Annotated in this window: 25 protein-coding genes; 11 read left to right on the top strand and 14 right to left on the bottom strand. The window is 47.2% G+C overall.

Annotated features, from left to right (window positions below; genetic code table 11):
* Positions 1 to 501: 501 nt before the first annotated feature.
* Positions 502 to 1,233: a response regulator transcription factor gene (locus RGU75_RS16865; protein ID WP_322237932.1), complete on the bottom strand. Its 732-nt coding sequence runs from the start codon at positions 1,231 to 1,233 to the stop codon at positions 502 to 504.
* 389 nt (positions 1,234 to 1,622) lie between these two features.
* Positions 1,623 to 2,051, bottom strand: a complete 429-nt coding sequence (locus RGU75_RS16870) for a response regulator (protein ID WP_322237934.1) — start codon at positions 2,049 to 2,051, stop codon at positions 1,623 to 1,625.
* Between the two features lie 377 nt (positions 2,052 to 2,428).
* Here RGU75_RS16870 and RGU75_RS16875 point away from each other — a divergent pair, with 377 nt between their 5' ends.
* The 11 genes from RGU75_RS16875 (at position 2,429) to RGU75_RS16925 (ending at position 11,984) form a co-directional block, all read left to right on the top strand.
* Positions 2,429 to 4,123: an ATP-binding protein gene (locus RGU75_RS16875; RefSeq protein ID WP_322237936.1), complete on the top strand. Its 1,695-nt coding sequence runs from the start codon at positions 2,429 to 2,431 to the stop codon at positions 4,121 to 4,123.
* Entirely contained in the window at positions 4,123 to 4,518 is a 396-nt protein-coding gene (locus RGU75_RS16880) for a response regulator (RefSeq protein WP_322237938.1), read from the top strand. The genes RGU75_RS16875 and RGU75_RS16880 overlap by 1 nt, the downstream gene beginning before the upstream one ends.
* Positions 4,515 to 4,913 (top strand): Hpt domain-containing protein, encoded by a 399-nt coding sequence (locus RGU75_RS16885; RefSeq protein ID WP_322237939.1) that lies wholly within the window; start codon positions 4,515 to 4,517, stop codon positions 4,911 to 4,913. The genes RGU75_RS16880 and RGU75_RS16885 overlap by 4 nt, the downstream gene beginning before the upstream one ends.
* A gap of 10 nt (positions 4,914 to 4,923) precedes the next feature.
* Positions 4,924 to 5,799 carry a response regulator gene (locus RGU75_RS16890; RefSeq protein WP_322237941.1) on the top strand — a complete coding sequence of 292 codons (876 nt, stop codon included), beginning with the start codon at positions 4,924 to 4,926 and terminating at the stop codon, positions 5,797 to 5,799.
* A gap of 8 nt (positions 5,800 to 5,807) precedes the next feature.
* The gene (locus tag RGU75_RS16895) at positions 5,808 to 6,257 is read left to right on the top strand and encodes an Hpt domain-containing protein (protein ID WP_322237943.1); all 450 of its coding nucleotides are present in this window, start codon (positions 5,808 to 5,810) and stop codon (positions 6,255 to 6,257) included.
* Entirely contained in the window at positions 6,254 to 6,724 is a 471-nt protein-coding gene (locus RGU75_RS16900) for a response regulator (RefSeq protein ID WP_322237945.1), read from the top strand. Before RGU75_RS16895 ends, RGU75_RS16900 begins: the two co-directional genes overlap by 4 nt.
* Positions 6,721 to 7,575: an EAL domain-containing protein gene (locus RGU75_RS16905; RefSeq protein ID WP_322237948.1), complete on the top strand. Its 855-nt coding sequence runs from the start codon at positions 6,721 to 6,723 to the stop codon at positions 7,573 to 7,575. The genes RGU75_RS16900 and RGU75_RS16905 overlap by 4 nt, the downstream gene beginning before the upstream one ends.
* Positions 7,576 to 7,616: 41 nt before the next feature.
* Positions 7,617 to 7,928, top strand: a complete 312-nt coding sequence (locus RGU75_RS16910) for a hypothetical protein (RefSeq protein WP_322237950.1) — start codon at positions 7,617 to 7,619, stop codon at positions 7,926 to 7,928.
* Between the two features lie 350 nt (positions 7,929 to 8,278).
* Positions 8,279 to 8,887 (top strand): response regulator, encoded by a 609-nt coding sequence (locus RGU75_RS16915; RefSeq protein WP_322237952.1) that lies wholly within the window; start codon positions 8,279 to 8,281, stop codon positions 8,885 to 8,887.
* Between the two features lie 342 nt (positions 8,888 to 9,229).
* Positions 9,230 to 9,616, top strand: a complete 387-nt coding sequence (locus RGU75_RS16920) for an Hpt domain-containing protein (protein ID WP_322237955.1) — start codon at positions 9,230 to 9,232, stop codon at positions 9,614 to 9,616.
* Between the two features lie 106 nt (positions 9,617 to 9,722).
* The gene (locus RGU75_RS16925) at positions 9,723 to 11,984 is read left to right on the top strand and encodes a hybrid sensor histidine kinase/response regulator (protein WP_322237957.1); all 2,262 of its coding nucleotides are present in this window, start codon (positions 9,723 to 9,725) and stop codon (positions 11,982 to 11,984) included.
* Between the two features lie 177 nt (positions 11,985 to 12,161).
* Here the strand turns inward: RGU75_RS16925 and RGU75_RS16930 are convergent, their stop codons facing one another.
* From RGU75_RS16930 to RGU75_RS16985, 12 genes are all read right to left on the bottom strand, one after another.
* A complete protein-coding gene (locus RGU75_RS16930; protein WP_322237959.1) occupies positions 12,162 to 13,397 on the bottom strand; it encodes a type II secretion system F family protein in 1,236 nt (411 codons plus the stop codon).
* A 2-nt stretch (positions 13,398 to 13,399) separates the two neighbouring features.
* Complete coding sequence (locus RGU75_RS16935; protein ID WP_322237961.1) at positions 13,400 to 15,103, bottom strand: GspE/PulE family protein; 1,704 nt, start codon at positions 15,101 to 15,103, stop codon at positions 13,400 to 13,402.
* A 311-nt stretch (positions 15,104 to 15,414) separates the two neighbouring features.
* Positions 15,415 to 15,930 (bottom strand): hypothetical protein, encoded by a 516-nt coding sequence (locus tag RGU75_RS16940; protein ID WP_322237963.1) that lies wholly within the window; start codon positions 15,928 to 15,930, stop codon positions 15,415 to 15,417.
* Positions 15,911 to 16,747: a type II secretion system protein gene (locus RGU75_RS16945; RefSeq protein WP_322237965.1), complete on the bottom strand. Its 837-nt coding sequence runs from the start codon at positions 16,745 to 16,747 to the stop codon at positions 15,911 to 15,913. Before RGU75_RS16945 ends, RGU75_RS16940 begins: the two co-directional genes overlap by 20 nt.
* Positions 16,748 to 16,751: 4 nt before the next feature.
* Complete coding sequence (locus RGU75_RS16950) at positions 16,752 to 17,330, bottom strand: prepilin-type N-terminal cleavage/methylation domain-containing protein (RefSeq protein WP_322237967.1); 579 nt, start codon at positions 17,328 to 17,330, stop codon at positions 16,752 to 16,754.
* Positions 17,320 to 17,799, bottom strand: coding sequence for a GspH/FimT family pseudopilin (locus RGU75_RS16955; RefSeq protein WP_322237969.1), 480 nt, complete (start codon positions 17,797 to 17,799; stop codon positions 17,320 to 17,322). Before RGU75_RS16955 ends, RGU75_RS16950 begins: the two co-directional genes overlap by 11 nt.
* 136 nt (positions 17,800 to 17,935) lie before the next feature.
* Complete coding sequence (locus RGU75_RS16960) at positions 17,936 to 18,304, bottom strand: type II secretion system protein (protein ID WP_322237971.1); 369 nt, start codon at positions 18,302 to 18,304, stop codon at positions 17,936 to 17,938.
* 533 nt (positions 18,305 to 18,837) lie between these two features.
* On the bottom strand, positions 18,838 to 21,726 hold the full coding sequence (locus RGU75_RS16965; protein ID WP_322237973.1) for a DUF6701 domain-containing protein: 2,889 nt from the start codon (positions 21,724 to 21,726) through the stop codon (positions 18,838 to 18,840).
* 22 nt (positions 21,727 to 21,748) lie between these two features.
* Positions 21,749 to 23,038, bottom strand: coding sequence for a tetratricopeptide repeat protein (locus RGU75_RS16970; protein WP_322237975.1), 1,290 nt, complete (start codon positions 23,036 to 23,038; stop codon positions 21,749 to 21,751).
* Positions 23,035 to 23,928 (bottom strand): ExeA family protein, encoded by an 894-nt coding sequence (locus RGU75_RS16975; protein ID WP_322237977.1) that lies wholly within the window; start codon positions 23,926 to 23,928, stop codon positions 23,035 to 23,037. The genes RGU75_RS16970 and RGU75_RS16975 overlap by 4 nt, the downstream gene beginning before the upstream one ends.
* 2 nt (positions 23,929 to 23,930) lie before the next feature.
* Complete coding sequence (locus RGU75_RS16980; RefSeq protein ID WP_322237979.1) at positions 23,931 to 25,661, bottom strand: secretin N-terminal domain-containing protein; 1,731 nt, start codon at positions 25,659 to 25,661, stop codon at positions 23,931 to 23,933.
* 28 nt (positions 25,662 to 25,689) lie between these two features.
* Positions 25,690 to 25,986, bottom strand: a complete 297-nt coding sequence (locus RGU75_RS16985; protein ID WP_322237981.1) for an MSHA biogenesis protein MshK — start codon at positions 25,984 to 25,986, stop codon at positions 25,690 to 25,692.
* Between the last annotated feature and the right edge of the window lie 41 nt (positions 25,987 to 26,027).

Raw genomic sequence — 26,027 nt, forward strand, 5'->3', positions numbered from 1 at the left:
CAACCTCGAATTATCTGGCTCTGATTCTGAGGCGTAGAAAGTGTCAGCAACTCTACGAATACTTACGTTTGCTGACATTTATGTGACTAAATAGCAATTTGGAGGGGGCGCTACGGACTTCTTCTATTAAAGCCGGGTGTGCAGAAATTTTGGATTACAAACAGCGTTGTTGGATATGCTGTTAATAAGTGTATTAAGGTGGGTATCTGGGACGGCCGAGAATATGAAAACTGTTGAAGACCGTCGTGTCATGAGCGATTTTTGGCATGACAAGAATTAAAACTCGGATGAAGGCGAAAGCGGAACGCTATAACGTCGCTGGAGTAAGCTGAAAAGAAAAATACGGTTGGTATTCTGCAGTAGCGCAGACTTGTTCTGAGAATCAACTTCCCGTTATTGCATTGGCAGTTGCATGAGGCATTACGGATTTAATACTGGATTCAGTCGAAATGCTTATCTATGAACGGCTGCAGTTCATAGGCATCATGTTGTTCGTAACAATTATTCGCGCTCAATTGGATCAGCAAATATATAGCCGACTGAATGGGCAACTTTGATCGGCTGCGATGAACCGTAAGTTTTCGCAATTTTTCTGCGTAGTCGGCTGATCACCGCTTCGAGTCTGCGCTCGTCATAGGCCAGCGGATCTTGTTGCAACGCGGTGGAGATAATTGTCCGCCTGCTTACCGGGCGTCCTCGACCTTCAACCAGGATGTCGACCAATAGCGTTTCAAGATGCGTCAGCATAATTTCAGCGCCTGACGGAGCGATGAGCTTCCATTCGGTTCTGACAAACCGCCAAGGTCTGCTACCTTGCGCTTCTGCATTCAGATTTAAGCGCCGGTAAAGACTATCTATGCTCGCGGTGATCTCTCGGGGGTTGGCTGGCTTGGTAAGGAACATATCTGCACCACTCTCCAGCCCATCCACCCGCGTCTGGAGATCACTATGCGACGTGAGCATAATAATCCCAAGAAGGCGCGTCCGTTGCATTGCCCGGAGTTGATTGGCGATGGTGAAGCCGTTATCCCCAGATAACTCGACATCCAAAACCACGATATCGGCCGGTCTCTCGATTAATTCTCGATACAAGGCCGCGCTATTGTGAACGCCGGTGGCCTGATAACCGCGATTGATAAGACTGAGTACAACGATTTCGCGGAAGGCATCGTCGTCTTCTACTACAACAATCCGAATCATCTTTGAAGTGTTGTCTTTAGTCGGCATGTCCATTTGAAGCCATCCATTTTTGTGCAGTGTGTAATTGGTGCGAGGTCTTTGATAATGAAATATCAGAAAATGTTGGATGTCGTCAGTTATGATATTTTGGGCATAATGATAATACATTAATATGTATATTTGTCGTTTGAGCAACGTGCGCCATTAAATAAATCGGCAGCCAGATTACGTATGGCGGGGCTAGCCTGTCAGCGTTAATGAGTGTCAGATTGAATCTGTGGTTTTGCGGAACACTCCCTTTGACCATTATGGCTGTGAGCTGGAGGAATCTATCACTAGATCGAAGCATGATGACTAAATCCATTGCACAGTTTTTATGAGCCATTGACGCCGTAGCGAACGGGCTGTGCTGTCGCTCATATTTTGGGTTAATTTTTTGTTTCTTAAAGAGGCGCAGGCTTGTTGTTGTTGGTTCTCTTTAGTCCTTGCGTCACGAGGGCACGTAACGCGATTGGCGAAAAATCTTTTTTCTTAATAAAAGAAACATCGGGTGGTAATCCCCCATTATCCAAAATATCTGCTTCTTTAAGTCCCGAAATGATGATGAGCGGAACATGACGATATGCTGGATCGACTCGCAAAATATTGAGCATTTTGAAGCCGTCAAGATCCGGCATATCAAGGTCAGCAATGATGATGTCAGGACTGCACTCACAAGTTTGTATCAATCCCTGGAACCCATTAGCGGCGATGACGAAACGGATGTCTTTTATGTCCGCTAAAGCGTTCTTGTATAGACCAATCAGCAGAGGATTGTCCTCTACGATTAAAACAGTACAGGGCAAAGAGGTATCGATCGCTTTTGTGTGCATGTGATCATTTCGTATTCATTGCCGTTGCAGGCGGGCAGCCCGTTGATACACAGGATGTCGTTAGTGATTGATAAATAAATACGTATAGCGGTGATACTGTTGGTTAATTTTAACATATTTGACAATTTTAATAAATTTGTTAAAATCAATAAATAATAAAAAATTCAATTTAAATGATAATGCCGCATATATATGGATTTTATAAGTAAAAATTAGCATAATAACGCGCTGCTGATAGCGAGATTTTCAAATGTTGGTGTTGGTGCTGGTGTTGGTGATGTTTGAGTAACTACGGAGTAAATACTGAGTAAGTGCTGGTGAGTAAGTGCAGGCGTAGAAAAATCATTATTAAGAATCTGTGAGAAGAGAGCTAATTTATGCTTTATCACTGTCGGCGAAGTAAGTATTGGCAAATTATTTTGCCGTCTGCCTTTGCCGTGGTGTTGATTGTTATTCTTTGGACAGTCACGCTTCATCAGCTGAGTCAATCTAAAGAAAAATATCTGATTGCCACTACCAAAAATGCCGACAGCTTTGCCCAGGCATTCGAGGCGCATACGATCAGCACGATTGAAGTGGCCGATCAGGCTTTGCAGTTTCTTAAATATGAGTATGAGACGTCCGGTAAACAACTTGATATTGGACAGTTTTTATCTAGCCATATTTTGAGAAGAATATTTAATTTCCTGAGTGTGATTGACGAGCGATCAAACGTAGTCTTATCGAGTCATCCTCCAGGCGACGTTAAGCGACCTAACCTTGAGTCCATTCGTCTACACGGTAAGGGCGACGCCGAAAATTTATTGTTGAGCGAGCCGGTTCAGTCCCTCATTCCCGGTAAATCAGAAATTTTTTTAACACGCCGGGTTAATAAATCGGATGGAACGTTTAATGGTGAGGTGGTGGCATCGATGGACCCCCTTTACTTTACCCGACTCTTCAGTGCGGTGAATCTGGGTGAGCACGGCTCTATCGCACTCATCGATACAGATGGCATGGTATTGGCATGGCGGTCGGCCGAAAGCGAAGTGGTGGGGAAAAAGCTAGCAAACTTGCCGCTCTTTAAGCAGATGGTGCAGCAGAAAATTGGTAATTTCCGCGCCAAGAGCGAAGTTGATGGTCGTGATCGCATATTTTCCTACCGTAAATTGGTGAAGTATCCATTACTGGTGGTGGTGGGTATTAGCGTAGAAGATGAATTGATACCCTTTAATAGTACCTACCGGCAAGTCATTACGTTAGCCGCGCTGTTTACATTGGTAATTTTGATCGTGACGGGTTTGATCATTTTCCTTATACGACATCTGACGTTACATGAAGTAGAGGCAGAGTCGGCAAATCGCGCAAAGACGCTTTTTTTGTCGAATATGTCGCACGAATTACGCACTCCGCTGAATGGCATTTTAGGTTATGCGGAGTTACTCAAGGAAGACCTGGTTGATGCACAGCAGCGGTCATTTGCGCAGTACGTTCATGAAAGTGGCATGCATTTACTCTTGTTGGTTAACTCATTGCTTTTTCTCGGAAAGATTGAGGCGGGTGAGGTTGACCTTAATATGAAAGACGAGAATTTGCGCGCGCTATTAGCGCGTGCAGTTAATGCACACATCGGCAGCGCTACTGCAAAAAATATTACCATTTCGTTATCCATCGCGCCCAATGTTCCAGAGAAAATTCAGTGCGATCATATGAGGGTGGTACAGGTGTTAAACAATCTTTTTCATAACGCGATCAAGTTCACCGATAGCGGAGAAATAGTTTTGAAAGTAACTGCTGAAAGACAGTGCATAAAGTTCTCAATGACCGATACCGGGGCGGGTATTCCGATTGAATACCAAGGCGCGATATTTGAAAAATTCTTTCAAGTGAATGGTATCGAACGTGCCGCGCATGAGGGGAGTGGTTTGGGTCTTGCCATTGTCAGTCAGTTGGTCGAATTAATGGGTGGGATCATCATATTGCTATCGACGCCAGGCGTGGGGACAACCGTTGCGTTTACGGTTCCGTTAAAACACATGCGTGTCAGATCGAATCGGATAGATCGATTGACGACAAAAAGTTATCTCGCGTAATGATAAAAAACAGACTACCGATTGTCGTTGTGGAAGATAACGAGATGAACCAACAGTTGCTAAGGTTTCAGTTGAAACGCATTGGGTTCGATGAAGTGGTTGTGTTACAGAATGGCGAGGATGCCATTGACTGGCTATCAAAGAATGAATGCCTGATAGTTCTTGCCGACTGCCAGATGCCGAAGATGGATGGATATGAGATGACCAAAAGAATTAGACAGGAAGAAAAAATGACGGGTCGACATCTCAGCATTATTGCGATTACTGCGAGTGCAATGGACGACGATAGAGCGCGTTGTTTTGAATCAGGTATGGATGATTATTTATCGAAACCTACCCAAATTGCGACCATCCAAAGAATCTTGAGCCAATGGATTCCGAAAGATGACGAATGAATCTTGCCAGTCTCGATAAAAAAGATGGGCGGGCAATAGATCTAGATATTTTGCGCGAGTTTGTGGGCGACGATATTGAAGTTATCAGGCATTTTCTTGTTCGGTTTTTTGAGGCGCTTCGTATTGGTATGGAAAAAATGCGAAGCATGATTATCTTGAAGCAATGGCGTGATATCTCTGCACTTGCGCATACATTAAAGACATCGGCATTGGCAATTGGCGCTTTTAAATTTGCGACGATGTGCGGATCGATGGAAAAAATAGCCTTGATCCAAAATGACGTCAAGGGCGACCCGGAAAATGATCCAAGACAAATCCTGATGAAGGAGATGAATCGGACGTTCATTGAAATTGAGGAAGCGGTGAATGCCGTGCTGCCACTCGTCACTCCATGATGGAAAATGAATGAATCCTAAAGTTTTAATCGTTACAGACAGTATGGCTGAATCGCTTACCTTGCACGAGACTGTCGTCCATGAAGCGTCGGGGGTCTGGTCGACATACTATGCGCCGCAGGGAATTGAGCTGTTCGGAGAAGTGCATCCAGATGTACTGATTTTATCCTTTTCAAATATTCATGAAGCTGAACATTTTATTATTATGTTAAGTCGTGAATGTGATCATTTTTTAGATATTTCATGTCAGATATTATTGCTCTGCGGAGATGATCAGCTGACACTGGCAACTGCGCTTTACCCTACCGGTCCATTTGATGCCCTTCTGCCGGGGCGTCCATTGTTGGACCCGATCATGTTGAAGTCGGCAGTGGATCAGGGATTCCATAGAAGACAGTCTGTCATTGCAGCGCGAGAATTTTCCCTAGTCTCATTGGGGATGCCGCTATCAACATCGAAGTTAATTCTTGTTATTGATGATGACGTAACCTACAGCGACATGTTGCAACATGCTCTGTACGCTGGTGGCTATGAAGTGATTGCAGCGAGAGATGGATTGCAAGCGCTATCAATATTGCGAAACTGCACACCATCACTGATTTTGCTTGATATCGTTATGCCCCACATTGATGGGATTTCAATTCTGACACAAATAAAAAATTCTGACTCGTTGGGCGCGATACCGGTCATCGTCCATACGGGTATGACCGTGCAGGAAGTGTTCGACGATGCAAAAAAATACAACGCGACAGGATTACTCAGCAAGCCAGTCGATAGAGCAACGCTGCTGCGAAAAATTGATGCGTGCTTATTGAACGACACCTTTGATAACGCTATTTTCCACACAAGTACAACTTCTACAGACGCTTTTAGCGCCGCGGAATAAGGAGTGATTTGAGCGCCGATATCAAACTCACTGATCCTTCGATATTGATGCGCGCAGTGGAGCATGACGAGGATGCATTTGATGCTATGTCACGCGTTTTTCTTAGGATTTATCCGGAAATGATTGAGCGCCTGGATGAGTTTGTAGCTATCGGAAATCTGAAGGAGATAGCCCATCAGGCGCATTCTCTGGCGAATTGTCTGTTCATCGTTGGGGCGACGTGTATCGGCGAAAAAATGCAGGATATTGAAAATGACGCCAGACAAAAATTATTCAAATACAGCGATGCTGAATTTTCCGAAATCAAGACGATGCTTCTTCTGGTAATGCAAGAGGTAGAAAGCAATCTGATCGTTAGAAATACATTGTCGACGGTGTCGACAATGTCGCGTCAAGTTGTGTCCGAATTTTTTCTTAAGGATTTAGACGGGTCAGATTGTTATCAGGGGCATGTGTGAATAAATGGTTGAAGCGCGCGCCGATTGATATGGCAAAAAATATAGCGACGAACGTGGAAAATGCGAAGGCAAATAATAGACTGGCACAGCCATCTGAATTTTTTATTGATCAGAAAGTACTGGTGCTGGAGGACGACGAATTTCAGCGTAAGTTGCTGGTCGGTAGATTGAAAGGAATGGGGATTGGTTACGTTGCTGAGGCAGCCAACGGTCGCGAGGCACTAGAACTGCTGGAAATAAATAACGTTGTATTTGATTTTACGATTTGCGATTTGCGAATGGATGTCATGGACGGCATCGAATTTCTTCATTATGCGGCCGGCCAGCGTATTGGATCAGTCATACTCGTTTCAGCCGTGACTGAGGATTTATTGCGGTCGGCAGAGAAAGTGGCGCGGGATAGTGGCGCCCGGATTGCCGGTAGTTTAATCAAGCCGATTGATTTTTTATATTTAAAAAAATCATGATGTTGGATGTCGAGGTGCTGGAAACAGAGCCAGTTATTGATGAGAAATCGTCATCAAGGTTGTGGACAAAAAATGATCTTATCGTCGCGCTTGAGTGCCAGCAATTTGTTCCTTATTTCCAGCCTAAGGTGCAATTTGGGCAGGATCCGGTTGGGGTTGAGATTCTGGCGCGTTGGTGTCATCCGGCGTTTGGTGAAATCCCGCCATCGCAATTTGTTCCATTGATGGAGGCGAGCGGAGTTATTGATCAGTTGACCGAACAGTTGCTGCATAAAGCACTTGAGGCAATGAAAAAATGGCGTGATATCGCACCACAAATGGGTATTGCACTGAATGCTTCGCGCTCGACTTTGCAGAAAGTTGCCATTCCCAATCGTTGGCGTGCTATTGCAAACGAACATTCTATCGAGCCGGAATTAATCACTGTTGAGGTAACGGAAACGGCGCTTGCAACGGACTATGATGGTTTACTAGAAACCGTTACCCGTTTGCGCATGCATGGATTTAACTTGTCGCTAGACGATTTTGGGACTGGCTATTCTTCTCTCCAACAGTTGAGTCGTATGCCATTTTCTGAAATTAAAATAGATCGCTCTTTTATAGTTGGTGCCCAAGGTGCTCAACGATCGGTGGCAATACTACAGTCGATATTTGACTTGGCAAAAAATCTCAATCTCTCGACAGTTGCCGAGGGAATAGAGTCAAGAAGCGATGCAGATTTTATTCAGGCACTGGGCTGTGATGCTGGGCAGGGATATTACTTTGGTAAGCCGATGAATGGCGACGATTTGCTTCCTTGGCTTGCGCAGCCAAGGAAGCATGTGTGGGGCGAAAATAATGCGCGTCTGTGAATTTAAATTTTTATCATATAGCACTTCAAAGGGAGCATAAAATGACATTAGAAAATAATCAAAATAATCAAAATAATGAAAATATCGAGAAAACTCAAGGATATGATCAGAGTCGGTTGCTTGACGAACTGCTTCATCGTAAAGCGTTAAAAAACGATGCAGCATTATGTCGGCTATTGAAACTTGCACCTCCTTTAATCAGTAAGGTTCGCCATGGCAAGATTAGGATTAGTGGCGATGTGATGATTCGGATTCATGAGACGTTTGGCATTGCTTTTTTAGAAATGCGTGAACTGTTAGGGAATGATGAAACTAATGAAGACTATGTTGTGAGTCTTGGTTTAACGTTGTAAGGGTGACTGTCAGGATGGGTTGGATGCTTTGGTGTGTTTTGATCGTTTGTATTGGTTAAATATTCGCGATTTTTTCACGCTGATTGAGTCTTGGAAAAGGTGACATCTTTAATCTGAAATTAATCGCTTTTACAAAGCGTTTTTTGCAAATTGAATTGGTTGGTATGAGGTTTCCCGAGTTTCTTATTGCATATTAGATTATGCGAAACATGCATTGTGTATGTCTCCGTCAAGAAGAGTGAATGGCGATAAAAATAGAGATTAAAAACATCTCTTTTAGAAACGAACCAATTATTGGGAAATTTATTTAATTTGGTTAAAATAAGACTTTAGAGAATATAAGAAGATAAATGCCTTATTCTGAAATATGTACAACACAGAAGGTCGCTCAAATACTTGGAATTTCGGTTACGTCGGTTCAACAATTAGTTGAGGCTGGAGTAATTGAAGCTTGGAAAACCGGGGGAGGGCACCGTCGTATTCCTATGGCTGCCGTCCAAGCTTATAAAGCATCGTTGACGACGGCGTTAAAGGTTAATGCGAGCGAGGCATCGTCCGGTAAAAAGGCATCAATCCTGGTAGTTGAGGATAATGCGCTCCAGCGTGGAATCTATGAAAAACAGATTTCATCCTGGAACCTGTCGGCCGACCTGAGATTTTGTGAGAATGGCTATCAGGCTCTGGTTGAGATAGCAACACACAGGCCGAGTATTTTGCTGGCAGATATCGTGATGGATGGGATCGATGGTTACGAAGTTATCAATACCATATTACGATATCCGGAATTGGCACACATGAACATTGCAATCCTTTCAAGCCTCACGCCTGAGGAGCTTAACTTGCGTGGTGGTGTTCCGGAAGGCGTTGTTTTTTTTAGTAAACCAATGAACTACGACGAATTACGTGGCTACTTACGTGCATGCTGCGCCCAAAACGTCGTCAGAAGCGTGACCAATTAGGAGTATAGGATTCTTTTCGTACGAAGAATGATCGCTCAGGTGTGTATTTTTGATACCAATTGCTGATGATTCGCAAAGAATCCATGGTACTTTGTACTTCGGTTGCAGTTAATTAATGCTTTAATTGTCATTCAAATAATTGCAGAACAGTTCGCACTGGCAGTGAAATATACAAGGCTGGTGCCATTAATGATGCGTGAAATATTTGTGGTGAAAGCGATTGTGGTCGAATTTACCTAAATACAACGATAAGAGCAATATTTTTCAACGTCCTGCTTCAACGTCCTGCTTAACACCGGGGTATTAGCGTTTTCTGGATAAATAGTTAGTGCACAACGTACCATGAAGCGGCATAACCCATACCTGTATATCGATCCAAGCGTGCTGTTCAACGCAACCGGCGAAGATATTGATTCGTTTCGTGCGCTGTCTCATACGTTTATTGTGATCGCGACACCGATGTTTGAACGTTTGAAAGCGGCGATTTTAGTCGGTGAGTTTAAGGCGATGTCGCATGAAATTCATTCACTTAAAGGTACAACATCGCTGGTTGGCGCGGTGGAACTGACGTCCAAACTGGTGGAGTTGGAAAGTTTGTTGCTAGGTGATCAGACATGCCGTCTAGATCATCATCTTCCCGAGTTATGGCGCTTGTTCTCGTTGGTAATGCAAGATGTACGAGATAGTATTGTGCATTTTCGGGGATACCCCGAATGTGGTGAAAATTAGCAGGGTAAGCCTTACCACCGACGCCTTGTTTCCGCATGCGTCCGTGGTGAAGATATTGTTTAGTTCGCAGTTTATTTAAAAGTTCTGGAAATCGCATGCGATGCAAATGACACGATCGACAGATAAGCGAACGCTATATTTCGGGAACGCACGATGGCGCCTTAGTGCGAGGAGGGCCACGGCCGTTATTGGTATCGTGGTAATCACGTTGCTCGCATTATTAATCGTCGTGTCAACCAAGATACTGCATGATCGGACGATAGAGGCGTGGCGCACGGAACTTGGTAACTTGTCTCTCGTGTTGGCGGAAAATACTTCACAGACGATGACGTCGGCTTCGCTGGTGCTGGATAGTTTGGTCGAGAACGTCGAGTCTGCGAATGTGCATGATCAAGCGGGGTTAATAAAGGCCTTCAGAACCTCTTCGATTCACCAGATGATGCATGACAAAATCAGTGGACTGCCACAAATCAATGTAGCTACTATTATCGGTGTAGATGGCGAAGTAATAAATATTACCCGTTCGTTTCCTGTGCCGGTACTGAATCTGAGTGATCGCGACTATTTTAAATATCATAGCCACAACGCTGATCCCGGTATATTTATCAGCCAACCGGTGCAAAACAAAGTTAACGGTAAATGGTTTTTCTACATTAGCCGGCGTATCGAGGATGCCAATGGGCATTTTCTTGGCGTGGTTCTGTTAGGACTGGCGAGCGATTTTTTTGGCGATTTTTACAAAAATGTTAGCCTTGGTAATCAATCTGCCGTGTCGCTGTATCTCCGAGATTACACATTAGTTGCGCGTTGGCCGCCTACGAACGCCCTGCTAGGAAAAAAATTCCTTGCAGGTCCAACCTTTGCAGTAATTGAGGAAAATAAAAACCACGACGTTATTCTGTCCAGAAGTCCACGGGCGGCAGATGACTTCAAGAAAGTGTATCGGATGAGTGCGATCCGGTTAGTCAGAGGTTATCCGCTGATTGTGAATGTCACCATCACTGAAGATTTGTTCCTCGGTGGTTGGCGTGGAACGGTACAGTTGTTGGGTGGTATTGCGTTGGTAAGCTTGCTTGCGCTATCGATTGCGTTTGTACTGATCGCGATTGTCCTGAAGCGGCGGGAGCAGGACGCAAAAGAAGCCTTTTTACTGAAGACCCAAGCCGACTCCGCCAACGAATCAAAATCACGCTTTCTGGCGATGATGAGTCATGAAATCCGTACTCCGATGCATGGCATTATTGGGATGTCGGAATTGATGTTGGAGACTAAACTCGATAGCGTCCAGCTGGCATATGCCAGTAACGTGCGGAGTGGTGCGCGCGGACTTATGCGAATTCTTAACGAGATTTTGGATTTTTCAAAAATCGAAGCTGGTCATATGGAGTTCGAAATGATCTCCTTCGATCCGGTCCACCTGATATTCGATGTCATTGATCTGCATAAAGCCAATGCCAAGCAAAAAAACCTGGTGATTGATACCTCTATCAGCTTAACTGCTCCAAAGTGGGTAGATGGAGATCCCATACGGATAAGACAGATTTTGGGTAATCTGATTGTCAATGCGATCAAATTCACACCATCGGGGAAGATAACCATTTACTTCAGCGCGCATGCTGATGTTGCTAATCTGGATATGGTGCATTTGCGGTATTCGGTTCTGGATAGTGGTATTGGGATCAGCGAGGAAGCGCAAATCAATTTATTTGAACCGTTTATACAGGCAGACAATACGACGAGTCGGAAATACGGCGGTACTGGCCTAGGCCTAGCCATATGCAAGCGCCTAGTCGAGCTGATGCATGGTCAAATCAGTTGCGTCAGCAGCTTAGGTTTGGGATCAAGTTTTACGTTCCGGATTCGCTCTCGGATTTCAGAGAAGGAACCCGTCGATCTCTCATCGATTGAAAGTATTCCGCCAGCGAACCTCGCACCATTGCCATTAACGCCAGTATTGCAAACGTATGCACCACGCGTACTGGTTATTGAGGACACAGAAATCAACCGGCAACTGGTGCGTATCCTGCTGACAAAAAGGGGATGCGTGGTTGAAGAGGTTGAAAACGGTGAGTTAGCACTCGATGCACTTGCTCTGCGGCATTTTGACTTGGTTCTCATGGATTGTATGATGCCGGTAATGGACGGTTATGAGGCAACCAGACTTCTTAGAGAAAAAGAGGCCGCAACCGGCGCCCCGAGAATGCCGATTATTGGTCTCACCGCCAGTGCGATCAAGGGTGACCGCGAGCGTTGTCTCGCCGCAGGAATGGATGACTATCTTACTAAACCTTGTACCGCCAATGAATTTATAGCGACGGTTGGCCGCTGGATCGAGCTGAAAACCATTGTGGTTTTGCGCCCTGAGTAAGATGCACAAATGCATTTCATTCACTATCACGGATAGCACTTTCGTTGAGTTGCTCGCTTCAAACGCATTCAAACTCAGTTAAATATACAAACTGTATTCTCACATTGCGGATTTGTAACTTTTGAATTTGGTTGCATCAAATAGTTTTGAAATGGCAGAATATCAGCATCGAATAAGCTAATTTTTAATAGCGACCTTACCAAGGTCCCACATTGGCAAAAAGATGCCCAGCGCCAGGATCAGGACGATGATGCCCAGCACGCCGATCAAAATCGGTTCTATTTGCGAAGACAACGTCTTTAGTTCGTAATCGACTTCATGCTCGTACATTCTTGCTATCTCGTCCATCAAATCATCAAGCTCGCCAGTTTCTTCGCCGACTGCGATCATTTGTAAAACGACCGGTGTAAACACACCGGTAACTGAAGCTGTACGTAAAATACTTTCACCACGTTCGACGCCATCACGCATTTGTTCGATACGACTAGCGATATAACTGTTGTCGACTGTTTGAGCGACCACGGTAAGTCCCATCACGATTGGTACGCCGCTTTTACTTGATAGCGCAAAGCTGCGCGCGAATCGGGCTAACGTCGCTTTTAAGATGATTTTGCCGACAATAGGAAAGCGCAATTTAAGTTTATCCCATTTGTACAAACCATCGACGGTGGCGAGATAGGTTTTGAATGCAAACGCAGCGGCGGCAATGATCGCCAGCAGCAAGGGCCAATAATGGACGGTGAATGCAGAGGTCGCCATTAAGAACCGTGTTGGCAAGGGTAACTGGGCATGAAATCCAGCGTAAACATTGGCGAAGGACGGAATGACAAAGATATTGATGACGACCATGGCTGCCAGCATGGCCACCACTACAAAAGAAGGGTAGCGCATCGCGGTCCGTACTCTTTCGCCCATTTCTCGCTCGAATTCGAGATGCCCGAACAGCCGTAGAAAAACCTCCTCAAGACGCCCGGTCATTTCTCCGACGCGTACCATATTCAGATAAAAATTGGAGAATACGCGTGGATGACGCCGCATTGACGCTGATAGTTCTCGGCCAGCATCAAGTGATTCCCTGATGTCTTTTAGCACTCTTGCAAATGACTTGTTGGTTGCTGATTCTTGTAAGCCAGCCAAGCCGCGCATGATAGGAATACCGGCTTTTAGCAGAGTATAAAGTTGGCGACTAAATAATTGTACGTCGATGGAGCGGACTTTTTCTTCGTTGAGGCGTGACCACCAGTCATTTTCAGCACTTGTACCGCTAATGGGGCCGCTGGTCGGCGTAATGTCAATCGGTGTTATACCGGCGTTAAATAGCTGACTGGCGATACCGCTACTATCGCTACCTTCCAGGACGCCTTGCACTTGCTCACCGCGGGCGTTACGTGCTTTATATGCGAAGAAAGGCATGCTTAATCCTCAAGCTGAATACTGATACGCATTGCTTCGCTGACCGTCGTTCGTCGCTCCAGGACCAACGCCACCGCATGACGACGTAAGGTTTCACCGGCTAACTGGGCTCGCGCTACTTTCATAAAAAGGGCGGGATCATCGCCATTTGCTGCATCCGCCACTTCTCTGGTTATTTCAAGCATTTCATAGACCCCGACCCGACCACGATAACCAGTACCGTTGCAATGGGTGCAGCCCCGACCATGGGCGTATTGGTGTGTATTCACGGTCTCTTTAAGCTCAGTCTTTAACCACTCAATTTCGTTGACTTGTAAGGTGGCGTCTTCCGAGCAGCTTTCGCAAATTAAACGCAGTAAACGTTGTGCGACGACTGCTTGTAAGGAACTGGCAACCATATAACCCGGCACACCCATGTCGAGCAAACGTATCGGCGTGCTGATTGCATCGTTGGTGTGTAACGTCGACAATACCATGTGGCCTGTCATTGCGGCGCGCATGCCGATCTGTGCGGTTTCCTGATCGCGCATTTCTCCGACTAACACGACGTCTGGATCCTGGCGTAAAGCGGAGCGAAGAACTCTGGAAAAGCTTAGTTCGATTTTGTCGTTAACTTGTACCTGATTGATGCCGGGTAACCGATACTCGACGGGATCTTCTACCGTGATGAGTTTTTTCTCGAGCGTATTGAGTTCAGACAATGCGCCGTATAACGTTGTTGTCTTGCCGCTACCGGTTGGCCCTGTTACCAGCACCAGTCCGTTAGGGCGCTGCACGATTGCACGAAACCGTTTTAGCATTTCCTTTGGCATACCGATAGCATCCAGATTGAGTATGCCGCCGCTCTGATTGAGCAGGCGCATGACGACTGATTCTCCATATTGCGTCGGCATCGTCGACATCCGCACGTCGATCTGTTGTTGCTTGACTTTGATCGCAAAGCGTCCGTCTTGCGGCAGACGTTTTTCTGAAATATCAAGATCCGCCATCAGTTTCAGTCGCAGCGCCAGCGACGGTGCAATCTTGATATCGGCTTCGGTCTGCAAATGTAAAACGCCATCGATACGAAATCGGATATGTAGTCGTTTTTCTTGTGGCTCGATATGAATATCCGAGGCACCGACTTGCGTTGCATCATCAAATACCGATTGCAGAAGCTTGACGACGGGGGCGTCCTCCAGACCAGTTCCGCCCCCTAAAGTGCCGAAATCGATACTATTATCACCGAGCTCTTGCTCTAGCTCGCGAGCCAAACCCGTAATTTCATTGGTCCGGCGGTACAGTCTGTCGATGGTTTGAAGGAGTTCACTTTCATTGACAACGGCGAGCGTAATGTCGCGCTTAAGTAGGCGGGCAATTTCATCGTATGCAAACAAATCGGTCGGATCAGCCATTCCGATTAATAGTCCGGCGGGCTGCTCTTCCATAACAATGGCGCGAAACCGGCGCGCCTGTATTTCAGGCAGGAGAAGCACTATGTTCGATTTGATATGGTACTGCTTGAGGTGGATGTAAGGAATGCGGAGTTGGCGGGCCAGAGCGGCAGAAATAGCGTCTTCCGTCGCAAAACCATTTTCAACAAAAATACGCCCCAACTTTCGTCCTGTTCGCTGCTGCTCGCTTAATCCCAATTGCAATTGTTCTTGGGATAGCAATTTTTGCTGCAGTAAAATTTCACCTAAACGAATTTTTTCCGGTCTGGCCATGAGTGCTCCTTGAAACTTCTTACATTGCACCATGTGCAGTGCGTATTTAATATGTGAGGCAAACGATCCGGGTTGCGGATGTTTACGTTTAATTTGCTACCAATTGCTCGTGCTCTTTGATTCCTGGCGAAATAAAACGCGCATTAGTGAACGCGCCTGATATCTCGCTACCTACTATTAGTCGATAAGTTTGATCGTACGATAGAGCGCCGGAGAGGGCAAGATGATGCATCATTCGACAGGTTACTCTACGACCCACTTTCTAACTGTTCCCGTTGTTTGCTCAGTATTCAATATCCAAATACCAAGATTCACTCAATGCAGGGCACGCCAGCCGTCCGGCAAGTGCTGATCGTTGCGGACATCTGACGCTCCACGTATTGGGTACTGCGGGGTGTCCCAAGACTAGCCGTGACGATAAACTGCATTGCACCAATTTGATTTGGTCCTTCCGTGTAGGTCGTCGATGTACAGTCGACCCGCACACTAAAACCAGTTAAAGCACCAGCCAGGTGACTGAGGGTTGTCGGGTTTGCGGGGCAAACATAAGGTGTCTGGCCCGATGGTAAATTGGTCTGCTCGGGCTTCATGGCCTGATACACACCCCATTCTATCCCGGTCCGGGCAGCTTGATACGCGCGCGACCCCTGTAAATCTTGCGCTGAAGTTGTTTGCTGCACGGTTGAAAGCGTGACCATGACAGCGCCTAGCCCTGCTAATACAACCAATAAAAAAATAGCCGTCATCAATGCAAAGCCGCGCTGTGCATGTGGTCTGGAGCGGCAACCTCCGTTTGATAAGGCCCGTTTAGGGTGAGTTACTGACATGAACTGCATTGTAGAGGCTGGCCGTTTCATTGTTTTTAGTGATCGCGATACGCAGTGAAATCAAGCTGTTGCGTTGCGTCACGCCGACCGTATATGTGAATTCGCAGTGACTGATATTTTGTGCCAGCACTGGCGCGTTAGCTGGTATTGCGGGGCAGGAGGTGGGAGCGGCCGCGTTAATTCCGTAACCCGATAAGCGATATAGGCTGCCGTTTCCGTTACCGGCTGCATCAATCCCGGTGCCGCTGTTGGTGCAAACATAAAACACTGCTTGCTCCGCAGCTGGCATGATCTGAAAGCGATTGCCGGGTGATGCAAACGGAAACTGTTTTGCTGAAGTCAGTGTAATACTGTTGACGGTGGCAGTCGAAATAGTTGCTCGATTCTCGCCGGAATAAGCATCCGCACCAGGTATTCCCAGATTATAGACGACCAATTGGTCGCCGCTGGCGGGTATTGGATTGAGGGTTGATAGCACGTCGAAGGTTGTAGTCGGGGCCGTAAAATTGAGCGCTGCGCCGGGAGCATCAACCCGATAGCGTCCGCCGCTGGCTGTTGGCAGGTATTCCAGGCATAGTGGTGATGCGCCAACGCTGCGCACACTATTTGGCAGCGCCAGGCGCAAGTCGCGACCAATTCGGCGCAGTGCTGTATCGGCTGTGTCGGTGACCTCCACGCGTCGTTCCAGATCAAAATAGCCTTGAATCGGGCTACGCATGAAGATCGCCACCACTGCGGCGATGATGCCGGTGATGGTGATGACCATTACCGCTTCGATCAGCGTAAAACCACGCTGCCGGATTGAGGTGGCTAACATGGCATTAGGGTACGGCATTAGGTGCATAACGAAAACGATAACCCGTGACCGTAATATCGGCAGAACTTGATACAGCTCTTACGTCAATTTGCAAAACATCATTTTTGGCCGCTGCTGGTGCTAAAGTATCGCCAACTTGTTTGATGGCGACCGATACTGAGTAGGACGCGAGTCCAGTGATCGGTGTACCTGAGATATCTAATATTGGACTCATTGAAAAATTGTTGTAATCAGCCACGTTATCAGCTTCGCGTTGCGCAACGTTGCTGACGCGGGACGTCGACGGTAAATCGTCTTCGTTTGCTATTCCCGGGATGCCAGCACAATCGCCGACACTGTTAGCAGTCAACGCATTGGCGTCGGATGGGGCGCAATAGGTGAAGGGTTGCAAGCTGATTTCCTCCAGCATTGATTCTGCTATTGCCAGCGCCTGCTTGCGTTGCACAGGATCTTCACTATTTTTTGTAGTGATGTTCATCACCGATAGAATGCCTGCAATCCCGACGCTAACGATGACGATGAACAGAATGAGTTCAATCAGCGAGATCCCTTTTTGCTGATTCAGAGACGTGTTAGTGGACATATCCGGTCTCTCGCTCAACAGTAATTATTCTTTTCATGCCATCGCCGACGATGGACAACTGGACGGTCGCGTCTGGCGATGGCTTCCCTAATGCTGAGAAAAAAAACGAGGAGTTTGTTGATTCGATAGTGATACCGTTTGGTGTGACTTTACTGAATTTTTGCTGGTCAGACGGACCGAGCACGACTTGTTTGGCATCGCTGTTGATGCAATTGATATCGGAGAGATAGGTAAGGCATATCGTTCCGTTTACGCTGCTCACATTGACGAACGTTGGGGTGTGTTGTGCTATGGCGATTTTTTGTGCGTAACGCAGCATTGACAAAGTTTGATCATAAAAGCCACGTGCTTGGAATGTCTGGCGTCCTGAGAAACGCGGGATAGCGACGACGGCAATAACGCCTGTGATAACGATCACCATGACCAGCTCGATCAAGGTAAATCCATTACTGTTTTTTGAAATTGTCATACCTTTGCTAGCTGGAAGGCTTTGATTTTATCAAAACCAACTTGGCATAAAAGTGTATTGCAATAAACCCGGGAAAGATTGCAGAGTCCTGCAACATGTTGTCCCCGGGAGAATTGGTTCAGTGTGCTTTTATGAATTAAATACCGACAATGTGCGCAATCGATGTAGGTAGTGCGAGGCCGGTCAGTACGCATGCATTATCGCCAGATACGATGGCAACGCCTGTGTCCAATGAATAGCCTGCTGGCAGAGGGCCTTGTAGCACCGCTAAAGCAGCGGTGGAGCAATTCAAGCCGATTGTTGTTGTACCATGTCCGGCAATAACGGCAGCATAGTTAATTGCGCTACCTGATTCAATTGATCCTTTAACACCTGCGAGCGCAGCAACTTGTGCGTCGGATTTTAAATCGGCAAATTTAGGCAAGGCCACCGCAGCCAATATTCCCAAAATAACGATGACCATGACTAATTCGATGAGGGTAAAACCCGATTGCTGCTTTTTCATTAAATATCTCCGTTGCTAAATAATACAAAATACCAATGCTGAGAATCAACGCTGGTCGGCTGTGTGAAGTGATACGACTTGTACTACTTTTACGGAAATAATTGTTTAGTATGCAAACAAAAGTTACACGTGGAAAACCAAAAATGCACCCTTGATTCGTTATTCAGAAAGTACATTTGAATAATACATTGGAAGAAGAAGCCTTTTGATTTACAGCAATGAATATATAACGATTTGCACTAAAAAATTTAACATTTGATAATAAAATGTGGTTAATCCGCGTTAAATTGCGGTGATGAATGCGCGAGGTCTCGTGAAGTATTTCTGTACAGAAATTTAATTTTATTAATCAATTTTATTAGATTGAAATAGTAATAAAGGCCTCGTGCTTATAATATTGCCGCATGGAATTTTTTTAATAAATTCACCGCTTCTTCTTCATAAACGACGCTTGTATTTTGTGCCGCAGATGCGCCTCTGGCGCGCCTCTAACGCTGAAAGTCAAAAAAATTACTAATACCAATTAATTCCAATTAGTACATCTCTCGCTGATAAATAATCGATGATTTATAAAGCCCAAAAGTCGCTCGAGAAGCAGGGTTGATACCAAACCAGGGAATGTTGGCGCTGGTGGCTGCCGACTCGGTTGTGCTTACGCAAGTGTTATCCGTTGCGCTGGTACTGATGTTGACAGTTAGGTCCACACTGCCAGCATTTTTTGCACCGGGTTTGGTGAGGATTAATCCCGGTGCTGGTAGTTTTCCTGCAATCAGTGTTGTACTGCCGGCGGGAGACAGCTGGGTTTTGCACGCACTGAGTTGCTTAAGATAGTTATTCATTTTGATGCTGGATGCAGGGATGACAGTGCAGCTGTCAGCCATATTGGTGACATAGTAGGACCCCGTCCAGTATTGGGCCTCAAGCGGGATCGGTAATGCCAATAACTCTGAACCGTACGCGTTCTGCATCTTGAGCCGTCCGTAGCGCAATCTGGTGGCACTGCCGACCGCGGTGGGTGAGCTTGCTGTGACTTCACCATCACTTGGCGCCGCAAGTACGGTAACGAAGGTTTCTATTGTTGCGACATTTGGTCGGCTGATTTGCTGGCCTGCTGATACGCTGGCAGAGCCGTTGGTCCAGTTGCCGCTCACGCCGGTGGCGCTGCTGGTTAAGTTTGATCCTGTCGGCAATGCGCTCGTACTAAAACGGTAACCAGCATAATTAGTCAGATTTAACTTGGCAAATACGCCAGTGTAATTTTGGGTGATACCGTTTGCCGTGTTTTGCGCCATCAAGCCAAACGCAGTAATGAAACCGTCTTGTCCGAAATAACTAAAAGGGGTGCTGGAAGCGGCGCACGCGGCGGTGATCGGGGAAGGGCTTATGGCGAAGTGATCCGGTATGAAGCGTCCGAATGACAGTGTGCCGGTATTGCCAATGCTGCAGCCATATTTTCCTCCGATTAAGGTATCAGAGAGATTGCTATCAGCTGAGGTACTTGTTATGCAATCCCCATTGGCGCTATCTACGGCCGTGAACGTGTCGTCGCGATACGCACCGGGGGCGAGATAAAGATAGCCCACTTCGGTATAAGTCGCATTGATCGCTTTGGTATTGACGGCTAATGTGGCGGGCGACAGGATGCCGGCTACGCCGCCGCTTTGTTGCGTTGCGGCTTGCGTGGTAGTTTGAGCCGTTAATTTTGTGGTGTCGAGGGCCATGGCTCCCGCATAGCCATCATTGGCATGAGTAGCAGCGAGCAGGCTGAAACCACTGCCTCCATTGATGATTGGGAGTGCGGTTGTTGAGGGGGCTGTCGCCGTTGCTGAGGTCGATAGCGTGACCGTGGAAGGGCGCACCGAGAACTGATCGGAAGAGCAAGCCGGAGCCAAAGCGGTGAAGCTTCCACAGCTACTATCGGTGCATTCCCGGACGCGACACCGTAATATTGGGGCGGCATTTGCAAGGTTGAAATTGCCGGTCGACGTGCGCCCGGCAGCGCTTACGGAGAAGTTCACTGTTTGAGATGCCACAGGGGTTTGGCTAGCCAGGGCTGTGCAACTGGTCGGTGGGGTTGTATCGTTGAATAAATCCACTCTGACCGACTTGGGGATGCTGGTAGTGCCGCTGTAACCGGTCGCCAGTGCGCCATCGGATTTAAGCGCCGCGATGTCGAAGGTAAAGTTAGCGTTGACCAGCTTAGTAAAGAGCGGTTTTCGTGCCGTTGCTACCCATGGCGTATTGCTATCCTTTTCCAGGCAGTCAAAGGTACTGACATGCGATGCACCGCCAGCACCTGCTGGGGCTGGACATACAAGCGGCGAGGGTAAGTTGGTGTTATTGGTCACGCAGCTACTGTCACCAGTTGCCAGGCAACACACGCTGTTGATAATGGCCATGTTACCGAGAGTAATAGGGTCGGGCCTATTCGTTGAGATCAAACCGCTGACTGTGGTGTTTGCTCCCACAGCGATGTTGCCGGAAGCGGTACCGACGTTTCCGTTCACTGTTATTGATGCGCCTAACGTGATGGCACCGACAGCGCTACTAGAAATGGAGCCACCAACGCTAGTGCCTGCACCGATACCGATGCCGCCGGTAGCAGTACTAATGCTGCCACCAATCATAACCGTCGCGCCAATCGTGATCGCACCAGTCTGGATGGTGGTAAGACTGCTGCTGACTGAGCTTCCCGCGCCGACTGTTACTGCGCCTTGAACGGTGCTGATAGTGCCGTTTATGTCAGTACCGGCACCCACCGTGACGGCCCCGATATTCGTGGTGATATTGCCGCTGAGCGTGCTATTAGCGCCGATATCAATTGCCCCACCAGAAGTTAAGTTAGCGTTCGAAATGCAACTGGCGCCGAATCCGATTGCGCCGCTTACGTTGAAGTTCAGATTAGAGGCCGAACCCCTTTTATTGATCTGGCAACTGGCGCCCGCAGAAAAAGCGCCATTTACGGTGACGGTGGCTGGGGCGTAAATACTGATCGTATCGCCAGCAGCGAGAGACAAGGTGCCACATGTGTAGGAGCCGCTACCGCCGCTGCAACCGGCCGGAAGATAGCCTGGAAAAGTGTAGTCGATAGCTTGTGCCGGCAATGCTGTCAGTAACAGTAACGGTAGGACGATTAGTAAAAATAACCACCGCCGGAGGTGAGTACGCAGAGAGGATGTTTGGTGACGGATAAAATTTGAGTTAGGACGCGCATTGATCCATGCTTTTGGATAAGACGATATTTTGACCATTCCGGCGATAGAAAGGCGCTCTTGACTCTGCGTCGCACGCCTTCGGAGAATGAATTGCAGTCTGGCGCTGTAACTCAGCGCAATAGCGGCAATAGCGGTAATAAGCGTAATTGGTGCAGTCAGTAGCCCAAGCGCCGAAGCCAAATGCTGTATTGTTTTTTTAAAGGACATTTTATTTAAGATAGGATGGCTATTAGCGCGGCATCTGGCTCAATTTTTGATCGACAAAAGTCCGTAATTCTGGCGATAATGTCGAGGACGATTTAGCGCGGGTAAATGCGTCCTTGGCTTCTGGTAAGCGATTTTCAGCCTGCAAAGAAATACCGTAGCCCATCCACCAAAGACCGTTTTCAGGCATCTTGCGGATCGCAATTGCATAATGATCAATGGCTTCTTTGTGTCGTTTTTCACGCTGCAATAAAGCCGCCAGAAAAGCTTGGTAATCCGCATCAGCCAGTGCATACGAGAGCGATCGCTCCAACGTTTCCAGCGCTGTCCGTGTGTTGCCGCGCTCAACCTGAAGACGCGCCAAAATCATCGCCATGCCTGTTTGAGCGGGATCAATGGCTATTCCCTCTTGCAACTTGCGCATGGCATCATCCTGATGCTTTGTGTCGAGCAGCAAACCAACCAAGGTTTGGCGGGCCGCAGCGTGTTTTGGATCAAGCTGTAAAACTTGCTGCAGCATATCGATAGCTTGTGATATCTGCCCGACATCGATCAGCGTAACGGCTTTGCGATAATGATTGTCTATGGCTTGTTGCGGGGTCACTTCTTTGGCTTGAGGCGCTATCTTGCCGTCGTTTTCTGAGTCAGCCTTCCCTTTTTTTTTTGTGTTATTGCGGGGAATTGCTTTTACGTCATTTTGCGTAGAGCGCAAGACTGGCGTGGCGTTAAGGATTGTTGACGCATTTGCATCGGCATTCAGCGTATTGGCAATCCTGCCAGCAATGTCTGTATTGTTATTGGTGATCGACTTAGTCTCATCATTCTTTGTTGGATCATTCGCGGTGCTTTTGCCAATGCTCATAGGCGCCGGCAGCGGTTTAACAGGAAGCACTTCTGAGGGGGAAGTCAACGCTGGCTTTATTTCTGATGTCCCTGCAGGGGATACATCGGTCGGTAGGGCATCGGGTGCGGTTGGTATCGCAGGTATCGCAGGTGTCGCGGGTAATATTGTTAATGCGGGAGCGGGTAAAGGCGTAGCTTTTATTGCTTGCCCTGACGCCGCAGGTTTAACGATGGCTGCGGCAGGCGATGCTTTTTGCCAATACCGCAATCCCCACACTGCACCGATTACTATGGCTATCAACAACAACAACAGCGCCGCCACCCACCAGATACGTCGTGATTTATTGTCTACATTCGGTACTGTCCGGATGTGGTTTTGCGACAAGGCGTCCGTCCCGGTCGGTCCGATAACTACACCAACAGTGGATCCACGCTTGTCGAGATCCTGCAGCATTTGATTGATAAGACTCATTTAAAATAATCCACAGCCATATCTATAAATAAAAAAAAGAACGCCGAGCCGCCTAATAGTCGCCAGAACCATGAATGAGGTTTTGAGGAAAAGGTATCCTTCACTGCCACACGGACATTTGCCGGACCAACCTGCTGACGGCCTTTGCCGTAAGCAGCCATCAAGGATTTGTGGGCTAAAATATTTACCAATCGCGGAATTCCGCCGCTCGCTCTGTACAGGCGTCGCAGTGCGCCATGGGTGAACAAGCGGCTACCAGTGAATCCAGCAACGTTCAGACGATGCGAAATATAAAACGCCATGTCATCTTTGGTCAGTGGCGCAATATCGTATTCAAATGTGATGCGCTGCTTCAATTGCCGAATCGTATTGTTTTGCAATTTCAGATTTAATTCAGGCTGTCCAAACAGGACGATTTGCAATAACTTTCTTTTTTCTGTTTCCAGATTGGTTAATAAACGCAGCGCCTCCAGACTTTCCAGTGGCAACGCTTGTGCTTCATCCAGGCACAGTACGACTTTTTTTCCTTGTTCGGCCAGTTTAAGTAAACGGAGATTGATTGATTTCATCAAATGATGTTGGTCGACATCCTTCTCCAGCACAATCTCCAATTCGTCTGCTACCGCCAGCATCAACGGGCGCGGTTCAAGCGATGGATTGGGTATGTAAGCTGTCACAAAGCTATCGTCGAGGGTTGACATGAACTTGCGACATAACATTGTTTTTCCGGTGCCAACTTCACCGGTAATTTTGATGAAGCCTTCACCATTATTGGTCGCAATCAACAGCGTATTTAAGGCAGCCTGATAATTCGAGCATGCGAAAAAAAAGCTGGTATCGGGTGTTATACCAAATGGTAATTCACGTAAACAGAAATGTGCTTTATACATGGTTAGCGCTGTCCTTGGACCTGTGCGTCTCCGTCGCCCATATTGCGCGGTACCAAACCTTGCAATCTGCGCTGACTATCAAGCATGTCCTGATCCCAGCTATCTTCGCCCTGAACGATGGTTGGTTTGAGCAAGATGACCAATTCGCTTTTTTGCGACACACGGCTGTTATTGCGGAATAGATTACCGAGCACTGGCACATCAGCGGCCCCGGGTACTTGGGCGCGATCAGATGAGGACGATTGGCGCATCAGACCACCAATGGCAATGATCCGTCCATCCTGACCGCGGACCACGCTATCGGTCTCGGAGATTGCGCTGGAGGCTAAAGGCAAGCTCAATGTGCCGCCACTTGCTCCCAAATTGATCACTTTGTCGACTGTTGTTACTTGACTCACGGACGGGTGAATATGCAAGGTGATATTGCCGATTGCATCAATTTGAGGCGTCACATCCAGTGATACACCAGAGAAAAAGGGCTGCACATCCACGGTAGTGATCGGTAGCGTAGTCGTATTGCCGGAACTTACGCCTTGGGAGGTCGTCAATTTCGTCACAAAAAACTCATCTGTACCGACTTTCAAGACCGCTTTTTGATTATTCATCGTGGCGATGCGGGGACTGGATAAGACATGCACCGTTCCTTGAGAGTCGAGAAACGAAATCAGCGCTGCAAAATTGCTATTTTGAAAGGCCAAACCGAACAGCGAGCCAGCCGCCGTGTTGACCGCGCCCAAGGTGCTGCCAGCAACGGCGTTGATTGCGTTAGTACCACCGTTGGTCAAGGTTGTGCCAGCGACTGACGAAAGCGTTGTTCCAGGTGCGACATAGCCGAGCGAAGTCCGGCTACCTTTGCCGCCAAAGGCAGACCAATTAACGCCAGATTGAAAATTATCATTGAGTGAGACCTCAATGATTTTGGCTTCCAAAATCACCTGGCGATCTACCGATAATTGGGTCGCCTTTAAAAACGTCGAGACATTCCGCAATTCATCCGACATGGCGCGAATCACTACGACACCCGATTGCGGGCTGATCACGACGCTACGTCCGTCTTTGTCGCCAATGATGGCGTTTAAAGAGGCCTTCAGTTCGCCCCAAAAGTCGTTGTTTGAAGTTGTACTAATTTTGCTGCTGTCGACTGCACGCGAGGTCGTTCCGGACTGCGACTGATATCCGGGCGTGTTGTTACTACCCGAATTACTGGATACAACGTCACTCACCGAACCTGAAGTAACGCGGATATCAGATGATCCTTTGCGACTGCCGCTGAGATAATTGACCTGAAAAATACTTGTTTGCAAACTTAACGGTTTAACATAAATACGCGTGCCTTCAACCTTGTATTCATAGCCATAGAGTTCTCGGATTGCGTCCAGTGCTTCAAACAATGTCACGTTTTTAAGATTGGCCGAAATAGTGCCGGTGACGTCAGGATGAACCAGCATGTTGTAACGCGTACCGGCAACCAGCGCCATAAAAAACTGACTTGCTGGCACATTATTGAACGATAAATTAAATCGCTCTTCCATTGGTTGCCGCGTTTTTGGCATTTCAATTTTGAGCGGCGGCAACAGCGACGCAAAAACGGCTTCCTGCTGGGTGCGCTTCGCGTTGTTTTCTACCGCGCTATTCATCTCGGTATTGATAAGGTCGTACGTTTCACGCTTAGAGGCCGGTGAAGCGCATCCTGTCAATCCTACGATCAAAATAGCTATGAGAGTCTTTTGCATTCTTTTCTAAAGCCTGTTGATGTACATTTTAAGGTGTAGATTTGTTGACTGATTTTTTTTGTATATCAGGAAAAAGTTTCAACACTTGTTGTTCTTTTCCATTTTGTAAAATGACTTCGGTTTCACTCACCTTTACCAGACGAAATTCACCGAATTTTTGATGAAGTTTGACTGTTTTCCCGCTGATAATCGCTATCTTGCTATGCTCTGAAATGATGACGGATTGGAGTACCGGGCCACTGGCTGCCGGGATCGCTTCGCCGTGTCCGGTACTGATACCGATGGAATCTGGTGGGCGTGTCGGGTCAGGCGTAGTTTGTGCCATGACCGTTGATGCTATCAGCAAGGAGCAATATGCTGCTGTTG

This window comes from Glaciimonas sp. CA11.2, assembly GCF_034314045.1.
Taxonomy (GTDB): domain Bacteria; phylum Pseudomonadota; class Gammaproteobacteria; order Burkholderiales; family Burkholderiaceae_D; genus Glaciimonas.